The organism is Shewanella carassii (assembly GCF_002777975.1).
GTDB classification, from domain to species: domain Bacteria; phylum Pseudomonadota; class Gammaproteobacteria; order Enterobacterales; family Shewanellaceae; genus Shewanella; species Shewanella carassii.
Genome location: NZ_NGVS01000034.1, coordinates 25,658 through 42,136 on the forward strand (window position 1 = coordinate 25,658; position 16,479 = coordinate 42,136).

The following is a 16,479-nucleotide window of genomic DNA, read 5'->3' on the forward strand; positions in this document are numbered from 1 at the left end:
GGTTGGAGGGAGCGCGGCCCCTTGGCTCAGCGCTCCTGCTTTCCACTTTAGCGATTAATGGATAGCGCTTGAGTTCTTACTTGGGTTTCTTACCCTGGCTTTTGCCCTGATTTTTACCCTGAGCATGGCTTTGTGCATGGCCAAAGACAGGCCTGGCTCCGGGTCTGGCTTTGCCACTGCCGGGCTTGGAGCCTTTAGCTGCTGCTTTGCCTGTTGTTGTTTGGTCGCCGCCCTTGCCTTTTCCGACCTTGTTACCGCCTTTGGCCCCTTCAGTGGACTTACCCTTGGCGGCTTTGCCGCTGCGCTCTGCAAACTGATTGTCGCTGAAACGGGTGAGTCCCTGGCGGCCCTTGTCGGCCCCCTTGCGGTTATGCTTACCGGCCCAGGCTTCGGCGCGGCCTTCCGGGGGCACCAGATGCTGTGGCCCGGTGCCGATAAGATGCTGTTTCCCCATGGCGATAAGCGCCTCGCGGATCAGCGGCCAACCGGCGCTGTCGTGATAGCGCAGCAAGGCCTTGTGCAGTCGCCGCTGGCGCCCCTTCTTGGCCACCGGCACCTGTTCGCTGCTGTGTTTGACGTTTTTCAACGAGTTCAGCTCTGTGTGGTAGATGGTCGTGGCATTGGCCATAGGCGATGGGTAGAAGTTCTGCACCTGATCCAGCTTGAACTTACGCTCTTTGAGCCACAGCGCCAGGTTGAGCATGTCCTCGTCCGTGGTGCCCGGGTGAGCGGAAATAAAATAAGGGATCAGATACTGCTGCTTACCCGCTTCGGCCGAGTATTGGTCGAACAGCTCCTTGAACTTGTCGTAGGTGCCCATACCTGGCTTCATCATCTTGGATAAAGGCCCCTCTTCGGTATGTTCCGGTGCTATCTTGAGATAGCCGCCCACATGGTGCTTGGCCAGCTCTTTAACGTAACGCGGATCTTCAATCGCCAGGTCATACCGCACGCCGGAGGCGATCAGCACCTTCTTGATCCCGGGAACATCCCGGGCGGCGCGGTAAAGATCTATGGTGTGCTGATGATCTGTGTCCAAATGGCCACAGATGCCGGGAAAGACACAGGATAAGCGCCGACAGGTTTTTTCGGCCTTTTCGCTCTTGCAGCCGAGACGATACATGTTGGCCGTTGGGCCACCGAGATCGGAAATCACCCCGGTAAAGCCGGGCACTTTCTGCTGTATATCTTTAATTTCTTTGATAATAGATTCTTTCGAGCGGCTCTGGATAATCCGCCCTTCATGCTCGGTTATCGAACAAAATGAGCAGCCACCGAAACAGCCTCGCATGATATTGATCGAGGTCTTGATCATGTCGTAGGCCGGGATCTTGGCCTTGCCGTAAACCGGGTGTGGCACCCTGGCGTAAGGCAAGTCGAATACCGCATCCATCTCATCTGTGTTGAGCGGCCAAGCCGGTGGGTTGACCCAAACACCACGGTCGCCGTGGGGCTGGAACAGGGCTCTGGCACAACCTGGGTTTTGCTCCTGATGCAAAATCCTCGATGCATGGGCGTACAGGTATCTGTCTTCACTCACCCGCTCGAAGGCCGGCAACAACACATAGGTCTGCTCCCAGGGCCTTGGCTTGGGTGGCTGCACGCTGATGGGCTTGGGAGCGTCGTTGTCGAAGATCTTCTTGTCAGATGGCCCGGACAAGTTCTGGCAGCCGACATCATCGGCGCCATAGGGATTGGGGATGGGGTCAATTTTATGCAACTGATCTATCTTGCGCGAGTCCATGCCGCGCCATTCTGGCAGTGGCTCTTTTCGGATAACCGCTGTGCCGCGGATATTCTGCATCTGCGCCATGGTTTCACCCTTGGCGAGACGGTGCGCCACTTCCACCAGCGGCCGCTCGGCATTGCCGTAGATCAGGATGTCGGCCTTGGCATCAAAAATCACACTGCGGCGCACTTTATCGGACCAATAGTCATAGTGGGCAATCCGCCGCAGGCTGGCCTCGATACCGCCTATGACCACGGGCACCTCTTTAAAGGCTTCCTTACAGCGTTGGGTATAAACAGTCACGGCGCGATCCGGGCGCTTGCCGCCTTCATTGCCCGGGGTATAGGCATCATCGTGGCGCAGTTTACGATCGGCCGTATAACGGTTGATCATCGAATCCATATTGCCTGCAGTGACCCCGAAAAACAGATTCGGTTTACCCAGGCTCATAAAGGCCTCTTTGCTGGACCAATCCGGTTGCGAGATGATCCCCACTCTGAATCCCTGCGCTTCCAGCAAACGGCCAATCACCGCCATGCCGAAACTGGGGTGATCCACATAGGCATCACCTGTCACCAGGATCACATCACAGCTGTCCCATCCCAGTTGTTCCATCTCCTTACGGGACATGGGCAGAAAGGGAGCCGTGCCGTAACACTCGGCCCAATACTTGGGATACTGAAATAAGCTGGATTCGACTTGCATTTGAGAATGACCATCAGAGGATTCGACACACGGCAGCCACGCTGCCTCAGGGCCGCGGAGTATAACAGGCTAGCCGGGTTAAGTGTGACTGATTTTTCACCAACTGCCGACTATTTGTGCACCTTGCTTGTGCCTGCAAGCCAAGGCCCTGCTAGGATTGTGGCTTATTTCGGGCTCAGAGCAATAAGCGCCCCACATACTGCCAGAGGTTAAACAGCGCCAGCACGAGTATGCTTATCCAGGTGAACAAGGTACCGAGGAAACGGCCCGGGTGGTAACCGCCCTTGCCTTGGGTCAGACCTATGGCATGCAGCAATCTGGCCACCAGCCAAATCGTCCCCAGTAGATGTAACCAAACGCCGGCCATGCCGTTGGCCTCGGCCAGCACCAAAAGCAGCAAGGCTATCGGGGCATTTTCCAGCAGGTTACCGTGCACCCGGTTGGCCAGATACAGTGCATCGTTACCACCATCGCCTAGGCCTATCTTGTAAGCACGGCGCAGCCCTACCACCCGGTAGGCCAAAGCCAAGACCAAAAGCCCCGTCAGAGCGGCATAAAAACCCGATATAAACAATGACATAATTTCAAACTCTCCTTTTTAACCTTCTCTATTCAGCCCCTATTGGCCCCACAAAATCCTGGTGCGCACACCAACCTTAACGCAACAAGCCTGCACTTAGGCTCACATAAAGGAAATAATTTTTAAAATGTCATTAACCGGATTCACTACCCTTGCTGTAGAATCCGCGCGGGCCAAAAGCCGTCCATCCAATCAAGGGCACAGTGGGAAACCGAGTGGATAATCAAGAATTCATTGAAAAGCGCCGTTTTATCATCAAGTTGGGTAAGGCTCTGCATAAGTTCGGCACCCCGGCTTATCGGCTCGAAACCCACTTGCAGACAGTGGCCAAGACGCTCGGCATCGAAGGCTATTTTCTGATCTCCCCCACTTCGATGACCTTTGTGCTGCAGCACGACACAGATCAGGAATACAACCATGTTGCCAGGGTCAAACCCGGCGAGCTGGATCTGGGTTCGCTGGCCCGCACCGACGCCCTGGTGCAGGAACTGAGCCTGGGGCAACGCAGCCTGAGTGAAGCGCTGGAACGGCTGGATGAGATAGCCAACAAGCCCAATCCCTATGGCCCAATGTTAACCCTGGGCGCCTTTGGCACCTCGGCCGCCGCCTTTGCCATGCTGATGGGCAGCAGTTGGAATGATGTATTCTGGTCGGCCTTGATAGGCATGCTGGTCTATGGCTTGGTATTCAGCGCCGAACGCTCGCGGCGGATGGCCGAACTGCTGGAGCCTCTGGCCGCCATGCTAGCCGGTTTCGCCGCCTGTGGCCTGGCGCAACTGGATGCCGGGCTGAATATCCCTGTGGTGGTACTGTCGGGGATCATCGTCTTTATTCCCGGCCTGGCACTGACCCTGGGCCTGGCCGAACTGGCGGCAAGGGATCTTATGTCAGGCACCATGAGGATCATGGATGCGGTAATGCTGCTATTCAAACTCTACTTCGGCGCCGTACTCGGCGTGGCAATAGGCAATGCCCTGTTCGGCGAATCCCTCTATATTGAGCCCATGCCGTTGCCTCGCTGGGCCATCTGGTCGGCGGTGCCCATACTTTCCATGGCGCTGGTGTTTATCTTCAAGGCCAGGCTCAAAGATGCCCCTTGGGGCGTACTGGCGGGTATTGTGGCCTTCTTCTCCGCCATGTTCGGCGGCCTCTATCTGGGGGATTCTCTGGGGATCTTCTTCGGCGCCCTGGCCGTGGGTATTTACGCCAACCTGTTTGCCCGCTGGATGAAGGCACCGGCCTCCATTGCCCTGCTGCAGGGGATAGTCATCCTGGTGCCTGGCTCCAAGACCTATATCGGCCTCAATGTGCTGATCTCGGGTGAAACCATGTTGAACCAGTCGCATCTGGGGTCGCAGATTTTTCTGATCTTTATGTCACTGATCGCCGGGCTTATCTTCTCCAACGTGGTGGTGCCGCCGAGAAATACTCTCTAAACACAGCTACCGTGGGCATTCGCGCCGGAGGGTGGTAATTTATTACAAGCTAAATCATTACTTTATTTCGACGGTCGCCTTGACTAACCGCCCATTCGGTTGTGTTATTGAAGTGTGAATATCAGCCCGATATTCACTACCGAGAGGAGGCAGTCTATGGCAACAAGCCGCAGTGTCTTGCTTCTGGCAACCCTGTTTGCCAGCCTCTCCGTTTTGGCCGAAACCGGCACCGCAGGCGATGGCATCACCTCGTCTTCCCAAGGCCAAAATCCACTATCTGAGCGGTTCAAGGTTGGCAAAATTGTGGTGGTCAGCAACCCGATTTTCGACGAGTCTGCCAAGAATGCCATCTTCCTGCACAATTGGGCCAACGCCTTGCATATCAATACCCGGGAGTCGGTGATCCTCAATCGCCTCAGTATTCAGGAGGGGCAGGAAGTGACCCCAAGGCAGTTGGAAGAAGCGCAGCGAATTCTCAGGCGTGAGCCCTATCTCAGAGACGCCAAGGTCTCTGTGGTCAAGGCCGACCCGAGTGCCGATCAACAGCCTGATGGTGAAACCCTGTTGGTAGAAACCTGGGATCAATGGTCGCTGCTGCCCACCATCAGCCTGGGACGCAGCGGCGGCAACAACAGCTTCTCCGTCGGGCTGAAAGACGACAATATTCTGGGTCTGGGGATCCGCACCCGTTTGAAGTACCAATCCGACGAGGACAGAACCGGCTACAAAGTCGCGTTCGAAATGCCGCTGAACATCATCAAAAACGCCACTGTGGCGGCCAACTTCTATGACAACAGCGATGGTCAGGCCAAACAGCTGTATTTTGACAAGCCTTTCTATACCCTGGACGACACCCGTGCCTACAGCGCCGAGTATCTGGATGAAGACAGAATCGACACCATTCGCCAAAACGGCCTCGACATCAACGAATTCAATGAAGAGCTCCGCTATCGCAACCTCTACTGGGGCTTCATGTACGCCAAAGAAAACCAGAGCCGGCAAAGATTACGCCTTGGAGTTACCCAGGATAAGCACAGCTTTTACGCCCTGCCTCAATATCCGCAGCAACCCTTGCCTCAGGACAGAGACTTTCTCTACCCTTGGGTAGAATGGGAGTACCTGCAGGATGACTTTCGGGTGCTGACCAATATTCACCTGGTCAACTATAACGAAGACTTCAACCTCGGCTGGCATCACAGCGTTAAATTGGGGCTGGAAACCAAAGACAGTGACAACCTTGGCTATCACCTCAACTGGCGCAGCAGTCGCGGCTATTTTGAGGGCAAGGAGCTGCTATTGCTGGCATTTGGCGGTGAAGCCACCTTGGCCACTCGGCAACGGGACTTTTATCAAGTGAATGTTGCCGCCGAGTATTTCTATAAGTTCACCCCCAAGTGGACCGCCTATTCCAAGGTGCGGCTATCCAACTCCAACAACAACTATATCGACCGTCCCTTTGCGCTGGGGGATGAAACCGGCATTCGCGGTTATCCCAACGACTACCAGCACGGTGACAATCAATGGCTGCTGACCGGCGAAATCCGCTATTACCCCAATATCAACCTCTACCAACTGGCAGAGTTGGGCTGGGCCGCCTTTATCGATGTCGGTCAGGCTTTCGGTGGTGCCATGGCCAATGACAACGAAGTCTCAGGCCCCATAGGCTCTGTCGGTATAGGTGCCAGAATTTACTCTTCCCGCTCCAGTTATGGTCATGTCGCCCACATAGATTTCAGCGTGCCCTTTACTCAGGGCGATGAAGTGGACGGCTGGGAATGGCGCTTTCAAGTGAAGCAGAGTTTCTAGGCTGATTTTGCCACCTCAGCGGCAAACTCTGCACTAAACTTGAAGGGTCACAGCGACCTGGACCTGACGTGAACAACCCCCCGTCTTCTGTGCTGCTCGGCCTGTCGAGCCTGATATCGGCACAGGCAAGCACGCTGAAAATCGCCTTTTTTGATTTTGCGCCATACCGCTTTCAGGAAGAAGGAGAACTCAAGGGCGTCATGGTAGAGATGACCCGCCTGGCCTGCCAGCGCTGGGAGGAAGGATGCCAACTCAAGCTGTGGCCCAATGGCAACCTGAGCAAGCCCAAGCCATGAACATTCCACTCGAGTAGAAAAGCAAAAGGCCGCCCGTGATAACATGGGCGGCCTAGTTTTATTTGGTGAGTTGGCCTATAAGCCGGGTCCTGTTCTCCCGAAGGAGCGGCAGTCATTCCTCTAGGCCTGCAATCGCTCACAGGCTCAAGCAATCTACCCGGTTCCAACGCGAGCCACGCATTAATTCCGAAGAATAGTGGAACCCTATTTGATCTTGCTCCGGGTGGAGTTTACCGTGCCGCGAACTGTTACCAGCCGCGCGGTGCGCTCTTACCGCACCCTTTCACCCTTACCGGCCCGAAGGCAGGCGGTCTACTCTCTGTTGCACTGGTCGTCGGCTCACGCCGCCCAGACGTTATCTGGCACCCTGCTCTATGGAGCCCGGACTTTCCTCCCCGTTCTTGCGAACGCAGCGACTGCCCGGCCAACTCGGCGCGGATTATAGCCCATAGCGGGCTTCACACCAAGGCATTTCCTTACCAGCCCAGCTCCAGCCCTTTTTTATAGAGAGCATTTTTCTTCAACCCATGGATCTGTGCCGCAATGGCGGCCGCCTTCTTCAGCGGTAATTCATCACAGAGTAGTTTGAGGGTATCCAGCGCCGCGGCGGGCGTTTCGTCGGCTTCTTCACTGACAAAACCGTGCAGCATAAGCACGATTTCACCGCGCTGCTGGTTGGCATCGGCTTCAACCTGCGCCAACACTTCGGCCGTGGTGCCGCAGAGGAAAGTTTCAAAGGTCTTGGTCAGTTCCCGCGCCATCACCATCTGCCTATCCGGCCCCAGGACCTCCACCAGCGACTTGAGGCTGGGCAGAATTCTGTGGGGAGACTCATAGAAAATCAGGGTGCGCGGGTCTTCCCTAAGCGCCAGCAGTTTATCCTGGCGCCCTTTGTCTTTGGCTGGCAAAAAGCCTTCAAACGAGAAGCGATCCGAGGGCAAGCCAGATGCCGACAGCGCGGCAATGGCGGCGCAAGGGCCGGGCAGCGGGATCACCGGATAACCGGCGGCGCGCACATGGGATACCAGATGATAGCCGGGATCGGAAATCAGCGGCGTACCGGCATCGCTGATCAGCGCTATGGCTTCACCTTCGCCGAGGCGTTCAACAATCCACTGCGCCCGGGCACGTTCATTGTGGTCATGCAGCGCTGTCGTGCGGGTATCTATGCCGAAGTGGCTCAACAATTTACCGCTGTGGCGAGTGTCTTCACAGGCGATCAACGCCACCTGATTCAGTACTTCCAGAGCTCTGGGGCTCAAGTCCCCCAGATTGCCTATGGGAGTGGAAACTATATACAGCGCGACCGACAGGTCCATAACTACCTCGGAGATGAAAGTGCCGAGACTTTCGTCAGGCACAATAGAAGGTTAAACTAGAGCCAGCATCTTACCAGAGTGAAGCCCTGTGTTAAAAAGCCTGAATAGAGTTAAATACATTTCTGCTGCGATTCTGCTTGCCAGCCTGTGGGGCTGTAGCAGCACGCCGCCGGCAGACAAAGAGCAGCTGGCCGTTGTTTCCCTGGTCAGCGCCCCGCAAGCCCCGGCCGAGTATTTGGCATTTGCCGCCAAGGCGCCCAGCAAGGAAAACCGCGAGCGTTATCTGTTGTTGGCCGCCAATGCTTACCTCAAGCAAGGGGATACAGATGCCGCTGCAGACATTCTGCATTCAATGCAGGCCGGGCTGAGTCCAGTGGATGAAATTCAGGCCGAGCATCGTTTTCTCAGTGCTCGCCTGCAGGAGCTGACCGGCAAGAGCGCCGAAGCGCTGAACACCTTGAATTATCCCGGTAATTGGCAGTTGCCCGATTGGCAATGGGCCAGTTATCACCAGGCCCGTGCCCGGCTGTTTGCTGCCAACCAGCAACCCGTGGAGCAGGTGCGTGAGTTGAGTCAGCTCAGTCAGTATCTGCCGGTAAAGGCAACCGGCGAGGTTAACGACGAAATCTGGCAATTGCTCAAACCACTGCAGGAAGAAACCCTCTTAAGCTTTGCCGCGCAAGAGAGCGATGCCATATTCAACGGCTGGCTGCAGCTGGCTTATCTGGCCAAGCACTACGCGGTGGATCCCTCAAGCCTGATTCGGCAGCTGAGTGATTGGCAGAAACGCAATCCTTATCATCCTGCCGCGGTGCAGTTGCCTTCGGATCTGCAGCTGGCGCTCAGCGCCAAGCCCTACAGACCCAGCAATATCGCCGTGCTGCTGCCACTTTCAGGCCCAAGAGCCGGAGTCGCCAACACAGTGCGTCAGGGCATACTGGCCAGTTATCTGAACGACCCGGACAGCAATGTCAGCCTCAACTTCTTCGACACGGCCCAAGGTGCCGATAAGGCCTATCAGCAAGCGCTGCAGAGCGGTGCCGAATTTGTGATTGGCCCACTGCTGCAAAACGAAGTGGAACAAGTGATAGCGGCCCAGCAAGCTGCCGGGGCAAGCTCCCCGCCGCAACTGTTCCTCAACCAAATAGATAAGCTGGCGCCGCAACAGAATAAGTACTACTTCGCCCTGTCTCCCACTCAGGAGGCCAGCGATGCCGCCAGACGCATGTATCAAGATGGCATACAGGTGCCGCTGCTGCTGGCCAGCAATGATGCCGTGGGGCAACGTATGGCCCAGAGCTTTAAGCAGACCTGGATGGAACTGACCGACAGCGAAGCCGAAGTTCACTTCTATGACAACGGCGACAAGATGCGCGAAACCGTGGAAGAAGCCCTCGGCGTAACGGACAGCAAGGCGCGGATCCAGGCCATCAAGGCGCTGCTCGGCAGCAAGGTGAAGGCCGACTTCCGCTCCCGCGCCGATATCGATGCCATCTATATGATCTCGGGGATTCAGGACTTGCCGCTGCTGAAGCCCTTTATCGATGTTAACTTCAGTGTCTTTGCCGAGCAGGTGCCACTGTATACCAGCAGCCGCGCCCGTCAGGAAGACAACGCCAAGCAAACCGCGATTGAACTGAACAATATCACCATCAGTGATATCCCCTGGTTGCTGCAGGCCAGTGAAGAAACCGATGCGGTCAACAAGTTGTGGCCCACTTGGGGCAACGCCCAAAAACGCCTGTATGTGATGGGCTATGATGCCCTGCAGCTGGTCAACCGTCTGGCCCAGATGCATGCCTTCCCCGGATATCAGTACAGTGGCCGCAGCGGCCAGCTGACGGTGAGCCCGGATGGGGTGATCGAACGTCAGCTCAGTTGGGCCAAATACCAGCGCGGCGTTTTGCGGCCACTGTAAGCGGGCATATGGATCTGGGACAGGAAGGCGAGCGTCTGGCTCGCCAGTATCTGGAACAACAGGGCCTGACCTTTGTCGAACAGAATGTGCGCTACAGTTTCGGCGAACTGGACTTGGTGATGAAACAGGGCAGCCAATGGGTGTTTGTTGAGGTAAAATACCGCTCACCCAGCCGATTCGGCGGTGCTTTGCAGTCATTGAGCCAGGCCCAGATAACCCGGCTTCGCAAGGCCGCCAGCCAGTATCTGCAGCAACATAGGATCAATGCCCCCTGTCGCTTCGATCTACTGGCCATTGATGGCGGCAAGGTGCAATGGCTACAGGACGCTTTTTAGTAAGCGCTTAACCCGAAACAAATTTACACTTTAATGCCTGAAAAAAGCCCCCGGCCTATGGCATGATAGCAACACTTGATAGTGAAGGACTTATCCATGTTAGAACGTATCAAAGACAGCTTCACCGAGTCGATTCAGACCAAGATTGACGCCGCAGAGGCGCTGCCTGAGTCTATCGCCAAGGCCGCAGAAATGATGGTGCAATGTCTGTTGGGTGGCAATAAGATCCTTGCCTGTGGTAACGGCGGCAGCGCCGGTGATGCCCAGCACTTTTCAGCCGAGCTGTTGAACCGCTACGAAGTGGAACGCCCACCGCTGCCGGCCATAGCTCTGACCACAGACACTTCTACCCTGACGGCCATCGCCAACGACTATAGCTATGACGAAGTGTTTTCCAAGCAGATCCTGGCACTGGGCCAACCCGGTGACATACTGCTGGCCATTTCCACCAGCGGTAACTCAGGCAACGTTATCAAGGCGATGGAAGCTGCACTGAGCCGGGATATGACCATAGTGGCGCTCACGGGTAAAGATGGTGGTGCCATGGCCGGATTGCTGAGCACCAATGATGTGGAGATCCGCGTGCCCTCCAATGTCACCGCGCGCATTCAGGAAGTGCACCTGCTGGTTATCCACTGCCTGTGTGACAACATTGACCGTACCCTGTTCCCGCAGGACGAGCATCAATGAGACGTCTGCTGCCCCTGTGTCTACTGCTTACCAGTTTGACCGGCTGTGCCGGAGCCGTAATGGTGGGTGCAGTCGGCGGCGCCATGGTGGTCAACGATGAGCGCTCGCTCAAGACCCAGTTGAATGATACCAATGCCGACTTTAGTATCTCCAGCGCGTTGGGCGCGGAAGACGATCTGAAAAATCAGACCAACATCACCGGCGTCAGTATGAACGGTAATGTGCTGATGATAGGCCAAGCGCCCAACTCTATGCTTAGAGACAAAGCGATTCGGCTGGTCAAAGAGCTGCAACTGGGTGGCAAGATCCACAATCAGATCCGTATCGGCAACCCGACTTCCTTCACTACCCGCAGCAACGACACCTGGATCACCACCAAGGTCAAGGGGCGGATGCTCAACGACAAGAATCTGGATGTCACCAAGATCAAGGTGATCACTGAGAACGGTGAAGTCTTTCTGCTTGGCCTGGTCGAGCGTGAACAGGCCGAACTGGCGGTGGAAATCGCCCGCAACACAGCTGGAGTGCGTAAGGTGATCAAGGTGTTTGACTACGTCACCCCTTAACGCCCTTCATATCGAGTCGAACAAGAGCCGGTTATACCGGCTCTTGTGCTTTCAGTTCACGGGTTTTCATCAGCTTGGCGATAGCCGGCAAGCACAAGGTTGGCAGCACCACTAGCGCAGCTCCTATCCAACTCAGGGTATCCAGCCACTCATCGAACAGTAACCACCCCAGGAAGACGATAAAGATAAGCCCGCTGTATTCGGCTACGGCAATTTCACTGGCCTTGGCCCTGCGATAGGCCAGAACACAGAACCAGTGATAGGCCAGCAAGAAAGCATTGGAAAGCAGCGCAACCCCGAGCAGTTGCCAACTCAGCCCGGCCAGTTGTTGCGACAGTGCTACCAGCAGAGTCAGCGGCAGACTCAGCAAGTTGTAGCAGAGCAACGTCAGACTGGCAGGCTCGGTACTGGGCAGCTTTCGCAGGCTCATCTGGTTCAAAGAGAAGGTAAAGGCCGAAACCAACACGGCGATACCGGCCAACTCCAGTTCACTGGGCTTTAGGATCAACAAGATACCGACAAACCCCAGCGCGGCAATTCCCCATTGCAGCGGCGTGATCTTTTCCTTCAGGAACACCGCGCCGAGCACCATGATCATCAGGGGCGCCGAATAGAATAGCGAACTGACCGTCGCCAACGGCAGTGCCATTAGGCCAATAATCAAAAAGAGCGCGCCAACAGCTCCTGTGTTGGCACGCCAAAGGTGGATCTTGAGATGAGAAGTGCCCGGACGACCGGCCTTGAGCCACAGGGGCAGCAACATGAGTACCGCCGTCACCTGGCGCACCAGTAGGAAGGTTGCCGCATTGGCATCCTCAGGCAACCACTTGACCGACACGTCATAAAAAGCGCTGAAGAGATTTCCCACGGTCAATAAAATCAAACCGATAGCTACGGTTCTCTGCATCTTGGTTACCTTGAATCACTCTCAATCGGCGGCATCATATCCGGGTTAAAAACCAAACTGAAATGATGTTTTTTGCAAATAAATGAATTAAATTCATACTAAAGTTCTAAACAGAGTCGCCAATGCGAAAACTTCCCCCCTTGAGAGCGCTACAGGTATTCGAGGCCGCGGCGCGCCAGAGCCACTTTTCCCGCGCCGCCGAAGAGTTGTGTATCACTCAGAGCGCCGTGTCCCACCAGGTCAGGATATTGGAGGAACACTTTGACGAGCCTCTGTTTCTGCGTCAGGGGCGCAGCCTTAAACTGTCACCCAAGGGGGAGATCCTCTATGGCGAATTGGAGCGGATATTCAACGAACTGGCTGACCTTGGCCGTTTGTTCGGCGAGCCCAATCGTGAGCTGAAACTGGCGGTTTACAGCTCTTTTGCGGTCAAATGGTTGATCCCCCGACTCAGCGACTTTCGCCGCCGCCACCCCGAGGTACAGATAAGACTGGAGATGGTGGCCCAAGATCCCGAGCTCAGCGACAGCGTGGCCGATCTCTTTATCAGCGGTGGCCTCAAACGACGGGGTTACTGGCAGACTGTGCTGCACAAGGAACGGCTTATTCCAGTTTGTAGCCCGCAGTTACCTCCCAGAGCCGGACTGATAACGATTCAGAGTTTGCAGCAGTATCCGCTGTTGACCGTGGATGAAGGGCTGCTGGGACTGGACTGGAACCGCTGGGCCGAGGCCAACGGCGTGACACTGACCCCAAATCACAGGCAGCATATTTTCAGCCATGTGTTAATGGCCATAGAAGCAGCTATTGCCGGTCAAGGTATAGCGCTGGCATCTGACTTTATGGTGGAAGATGATATTGCCAGTGGCCGTTTGATCGAACTCGAACTGCCGGATGTGCACACAGGATTTGAGTTCACTTTTTGCTGTAAGGAGCGGCGCCTCAAAGAACCGGCGATAGCAGCGTTTGCTGATTGGCTAATGTTGATGGCAAGCCAGCCGCAACCTCAGTAATTCGAACGCAGCCACAAAAAAGCCGACCTTGTAGGTCGGCTCTCAAGATAGGCGGAGTTACACCAACAAGCCTATCTTTTCATAGACTTTCTTCACTGTGACTTCGGCGCGGGCCTGGGCCTTTTCGGCGCCCTGCTTCATCACAGACTCCAGGAAGGCTCTGTCTTCACGGAATTCACGGAAGCGTTGTTGCAGCGGCTCCAACATACCGACCACGGCTTCACCGGCAGCCACTTTCAGATGGCCATACATCTTGCCTTCAAACTCGGCTTCCAGTTCGGCTATGCTCTGGCCTGTCACCCCGGACATCAGGCTCAGCAGGTTGGACACCCCAGGCTTGTTGTCTATGTCGAAACGCACCACAGGTGGCTCGTCACTGTCGGTCATCGCCTTTTTAAGCTTCTTCATCACCGCCTTGGGATCTTCCAATAGGCCGATGACATTGTTGCGGTTGTCATCTGACTTGGACATCTTCTTGGTGGGATCCTGCAGCGACATCACCTTGGCACCCAGCTCAGGGATAAAAGGCTCAGGCACAGTGAAGGTGTCACCATAAGCGTTGTTGAAGCGGGTGGCGATATCCCGGGTCAATTCCAGATGCTGTTTCTGATCCTGACCGACAGGGATCTCATTGGCCTGGTACAGCAGGATATCGGCCGCCATCAGCACAGGATAACCAAACAACCCGACGTTGATATTGTTGGCGTGCTTTTGCGACTTGTCCTTGAACTGAGTCATGCGGCTCAGTTCGCCCATCTGGGTGTAACAGTTCAGAACCCACCCCAACTGAGTGTGCTGTGGCACCTGTGACTGAATAAATACCGTGCTCTTCTTGGGATCGACACCACAGGCAAGGTACAGCGCCAGAGTGTCCAGGCAGGCTTCACGCAAGGCATTGGGATCCTGACGCACTGTGATGGCGTGCAGATCCACCACGCAATAGAGACAATCATGGCTGTCCTGCATGGCTACCCACTGACGCAGGGCACCCATGTAGTTACCTATGGTCAACTCGCCTGAGGGCTGGGCACCGCTCAATACTATGGGTTTGGGACTGCTCATGAATTTCATTACTCCGATTGCTGTGGCGGCAAATGCGCCAAAATTTGCTCAAAATGATCGCATACGGCATCTGGGCCGCAAAGCCCAATATCTTCACCGTAGTTGTAGCCATAGGTCAAGCCGATTGAGGCAATACCTGCCGCTTTCGCCGCCAGAATATCATTGCGGGAATCACCCACCATCAACATCTGCTGTGGCGACAACTGCCATTTCTCCAACAGATGAGTCAGCGGTAAGGGATCCGGTTTCATCTTGGCGAGAGAATCCCCGCCGAGAATTTCGCTGAAAAATGACTCGATACCAAAGGACTTCAACAAGGGGATAGTAAAGCGATAAGGCTTGTTGGTAACTACCGCCAGTCTGAAACCTCTTTGTTGCAACGTGCCGAGCACAGATTCAACCCCGGGATACAACTTGCTATAACGCTCGAGGCAGGCTTCATAATGCTTCATAAATACCGGCATGGCATCGGCCATGACAGAGGCATCCGGCTCGTCGCCCAGGCTCGAGGTCAGCGCTCGGCGCATCAACATCTCTGTGCCATTGCCAACCCAGCTGCGCACTTGGTCTTCGCTGCAACCACGCAGTCCCATATCGGCCAGCGTGGCCTGAGTTGCTGCGGTCAAGTCCGGCACACTGTCAACCAGGGTGCCATCCAAATCAAAGGCGATCGCTCTGATACTACTCGCGATCATAACTTACACTCCTGCCAGTTCACGACGCATCTGGTCGATAACCGCCTTATAGTCAGGCTGGCTAAAGATAGCTGAACCGGCAACAAACATATCGGCACCGGCGGCGGCGATTTCGGCAATATTGTCCACCTTAACCCCACCGTCGACTTCCAAGCGGATATCACGGCCACTCTCATCGATGCGACGACGTACTTCGGCCAGTTTGTCCAGTGTCGATGGGATAAATGACTGGCCACCAAACCCTGGGTTGACCGACATCAGCAAAATCACATCCAGCTTATCCATCACATAGTCGAGATAATGCAGTGGTGTGGCCGGGTTGAATACCAAGCCGGCCTTACAGCCGTGATCTCGAATGAGTTGCACAGTGCGGTCCACATGCTCACTGGCTTCCGGATGGAAGGTGATGATAGAGGCTCCTGCCTTGGCAAAGTCCGGCACTATGCGGTCGACCGGCTTCACCATCAGGTGTACATCGATATCGGCGGTAATACCATAGTCACGTAACGCCTTGCAGACCATGGGACCAATAGTCAGGTTAGGTACATAATGGTTGTCCATTACATCGAAGTGAACCACATCTGCCCCCGCATCCAAAACGGCTTTAACATCATCACCCAAGCGGGCAAAATCGGCAGACAGAATGGAAGGAGCAATAAGAAATGGGCGCATAGCATTCTCACAGGATGTTTAAGAAGTCGCCTATTTTACCCGCCAAGGCGCTCGGGCTCTATAGCCAGGCGCCCATTTCTACCGTTGAAAAAATTTATAAGTTGGAATAAGGTTGTTGCCAGGTAAAAAGTCGTTCAATTTATCAACGACTTTGTTATAATCGATTGATGTCACACTTGGGATTGGAACAGGATGAGCCAGAAACCGTCGGTTTTCACACACAGCATCAAGTCAGCAGCATTGCTCGCTGTCGCCGCTGGCGTGGTGGGAATTGCGGCCGTTGGGCTTAAAGAATCCAATAACTCGGCCAATAATTTGGCCCGTAATTGTAACCAAGAAAGTGAATATAACTCCAACCTACCTTCGAGCCATCCTAATAATCGCTGTGCGACTCAGGAAGATGAATTGAGCTGGAAGAGTTGGCTCAGCGGCAATAGTCGTTCAGGCCAGTTTCACTTTGTCGACTTACTGGAGTTACTGCACGGCCATCAACGCAAACCGGTTGATGATATGGCTCCGGCCAATACCAACAACGGTTTCTAAATGCTTGGCCGCTACTGGCGTTACCTTTACAGTACGCTGGCAGCCTTCTTCGGGGTGCAGAGCGAATCCAATCGCTTGAAAGACTTTAGCTCTCACTCCTCCCCTCTCCCTTATATCATCACGGGCGTGTTGCTGGCCGCACTACTGGTGCTTGGACTATTGCTGCTGGTAAATAGAGTACTCGCCTGATTACTGTGGCAAAGATGA

Annotated in this window: 17 protein-coding genes and 1 other RNA gene; 10 read left to right on the forward strand and 8 right to left on the reverse strand. The window is 54.9% G+C overall.

The window, feature by feature from the left end; all coding sequences use genetic code 11:
* Positions 1-76: 76 nt before the first annotated feature.
* Both CBE72_RS19145 and CBE72_RS19150 read right to left on the reverse strand, forming a co-directional pair.
* Positions 77-2,434, reverse strand: coding sequence for a YgiQ family radical SAM protein (locus tag CBE72_RS19145; protein WP_100145866.1), 2,358 nt, complete (start codon positions 2,432-2,434; stop codon positions 77-79).
* 175 nt (positions 2,435-2,609) lie between these two features.
* A complete protein-coding gene (locus CBE72_RS19150) occupies positions 2,610-3,014 on the reverse strand; it encodes an MAPEG family protein (RefSeq protein ID WP_100145868.1) in 405 nt (134 codons plus the stop codon).
* Between the two features lie 215 nt (positions 3,015-3,229).
* Here CBE72_RS19150 and CBE72_RS19155 point away from each other — a divergent pair, with 215 nt between their 5' ends.
* From CBE72_RS19155 to CBE72_RS19165, 3 genes are all read left to right on the forward strand, one after another.
* Complete coding sequence (locus CBE72_RS19155) at positions 3,230-4,450, forward strand: threonine/serine exporter family protein (protein ID WP_025889321.1); 1,221 nt, start codon at positions 3,230-3,232, stop codon at positions 4,448-4,450.
* Positions 4,451-4,606: 156 nt separating this feature from the next.
* On the forward strand, positions 4,607-6,256 hold the full coding sequence (locus CBE72_RS19160; RefSeq protein WP_229672028.1) for a BamA/TamA family outer membrane protein: 1,650 nt from the start codon (positions 4,607-4,609) through the stop codon (positions 6,254-6,256).
* 68 nt (positions 6,257-6,324) lie between these two features.
* The gene (locus CBE72_RS19165; protein ID WP_157929117.1) at positions 6,325-6,552 is read left to right on the forward strand and encodes a hypothetical protein; all 228 of its coding nucleotides are present in this window, start codon (positions 6,325-6,327) and stop codon (positions 6,550-6,552) included.
* 62 nt (positions 6,553-6,614) lie between these two features.
* Here the strand turns inward: CBE72_RS19165 and rnpB are convergent.
* Both rnpB and rsmI read right to left on the reverse strand, forming a co-directional pair.
* An RNA gene (gene rnpB / locus CBE72_RS19170) (RNase P RNA component class A) lies at positions 6,615-6,984 on the reverse strand.
* Between the two features lie 44 nt (positions 6,985-7,028).
* The gene (gene rsmI, locus CBE72_RS19175; protein ID WP_100145920.1) at positions 7,029-7,871 is read right to left on the reverse strand and encodes a 16S rRNA (cytidine(1402)-2'-O)-methyltransferase; all 843 of its coding nucleotides are present in this window, start codon (positions 7,869-7,871) and stop codon (positions 7,029-7,031) included.
* An 88-nt stretch (positions 7,872-7,959) separates the two neighbouring features.
* Here rsmI and CBE72_RS19180 point away from each other — a divergent pair, with 88 nt between their 5' ends.
* The 4 genes from CBE72_RS19180 (at position 7,960) to CBE72_RS19195 (ending at position 11,380) form a co-directional block, all read left to right on the forward strand.
* On the forward strand, positions 7,960-9,789 hold the full coding sequence (locus tag CBE72_RS19180) for a penicillin-binding protein activator (protein ID WP_100145872.1): 1,830 nt from the start codon (positions 7,960-7,962) through the stop codon (positions 9,787-9,789).
* Positions 9,790-9,797: 8 nt separating this feature from the next.
* The gene (locus tag CBE72_RS19185) at positions 9,798-10,124 is read left to right on the forward strand and encodes a YraN family protein (protein WP_100145874.1); all 327 of its coding nucleotides are present in this window, start codon (positions 9,798-9,800) and stop codon (positions 10,122-10,124) included.
* A 96-nt stretch (positions 10,125-10,220) separates the two neighbouring features.
* Positions 10,221-10,814 (forward strand): phosphoheptose isomerase, encoded by a 594-nt coding sequence (locus tag CBE72_RS19190; protein WP_028780981.1) that lies wholly within the window; start codon positions 10,221-10,223, stop codon positions 10,812-10,814.
* Positions 10,811-11,380, forward strand: coding sequence for a BON domain-containing protein (locus CBE72_RS19195; protein ID WP_100145876.1), 570 nt, complete (start codon positions 10,811-10,813; stop codon positions 11,378-11,380). Before CBE72_RS19190 ends, CBE72_RS19195 begins: the two co-directional genes overlap by 4 nt.
* 31 nt (positions 11,381-11,411) lie before the next feature.
* On the opposite strand, the gene CBE72_RS19200 is transcribed toward CBE72_RS19195, so the two are convergent.
* Complete coding sequence (locus tag CBE72_RS19200; protein WP_100145878.1) at positions 11,412-12,287, reverse strand: DMT family transporter; 876 nt, start codon at positions 12,285-12,287, stop codon at positions 11,412-11,414.
* Positions 12,288-12,409: 122 nt separating this feature from the next.
* On the opposite strand from CBE72_RS19200, the gene CBE72_RS19205 reads away from it, so the two are divergent.
* Positions 12,410-13,300, forward strand: a complete 891-nt coding sequence (locus CBE72_RS19205) for a LysR substrate-binding domain-containing protein (RefSeq protein WP_100145880.1) — start codon at positions 12,410-12,412, stop codon at positions 13,298-13,300.
* Positions 13,301-13,357: 57 nt separating this feature from the next.
* On the opposite strand, the gene trpS is transcribed toward CBE72_RS19205, so the two are convergent.
* Genes trpS through rpe form a run of 3 tightly spaced genes read right to left on the reverse strand, consistent with a single transcriptional unit; the run spans position 13,358 to position 15,729 of the window.
* Positions 13,358-14,362: a tryptophan--tRNA ligase gene (gene trpS, locus CBE72_RS19210; protein ID WP_025011602.1), complete on the reverse strand. Its 1,005-nt coding sequence runs from the start codon at positions 14,360-14,362 to the stop codon at positions 13,358-13,360.
* 8 nt (positions 14,363-14,370) lie between these two features.
* Positions 14,371-15,057 carry a phosphoglycolate phosphatase gene (locus CBE72_RS19215; RefSeq protein ID WP_373289286.1) on the reverse strand — a complete coding sequence of 229 codons (687 nt, stop codon included), beginning with the start codon at positions 15,055-15,057 and terminating at the stop codon, positions 14,371-14,373.
* Between the two features lie 3 nt (positions 15,058-15,060).
* The gene (gene rpe / locus CBE72_RS19220; protein WP_100145882.1) at positions 15,061-15,729 is read right to left on the reverse strand and encodes a ribulose-phosphate 3-epimerase; all 669 of its coding nucleotides are present in this window, start codon (positions 15,727-15,729) and stop codon (positions 15,061-15,063) included.
* A gap of 405 nt (positions 15,730-16,134) precedes the next feature.
* Here rpe and CBE72_RS20600 point away from each other — a divergent pair, with 405 nt between their 5' ends.
* Together CBE72_RS20600 and CBE72_RS19230 are read left to right on the forward strand one after the other, a co-directional pair.
* Positions 16,135-16,272, forward strand: coding sequence for a hypothetical protein (locus tag CBE72_RS20600; RefSeq protein ID WP_338092055.1), 138 nt, complete (start codon positions 16,135-16,137; stop codon positions 16,270-16,272).
* A complete protein-coding gene (locus CBE72_RS19230) occupies positions 16,273-16,461 on the forward strand; it encodes a DUF2970 domain-containing protein (protein ID WP_100145886.1) in 189 nt (62 codons plus the stop codon).
* The last annotated feature ends 18 nt before the right edge of the window (positions 16,462-16,479 follow it).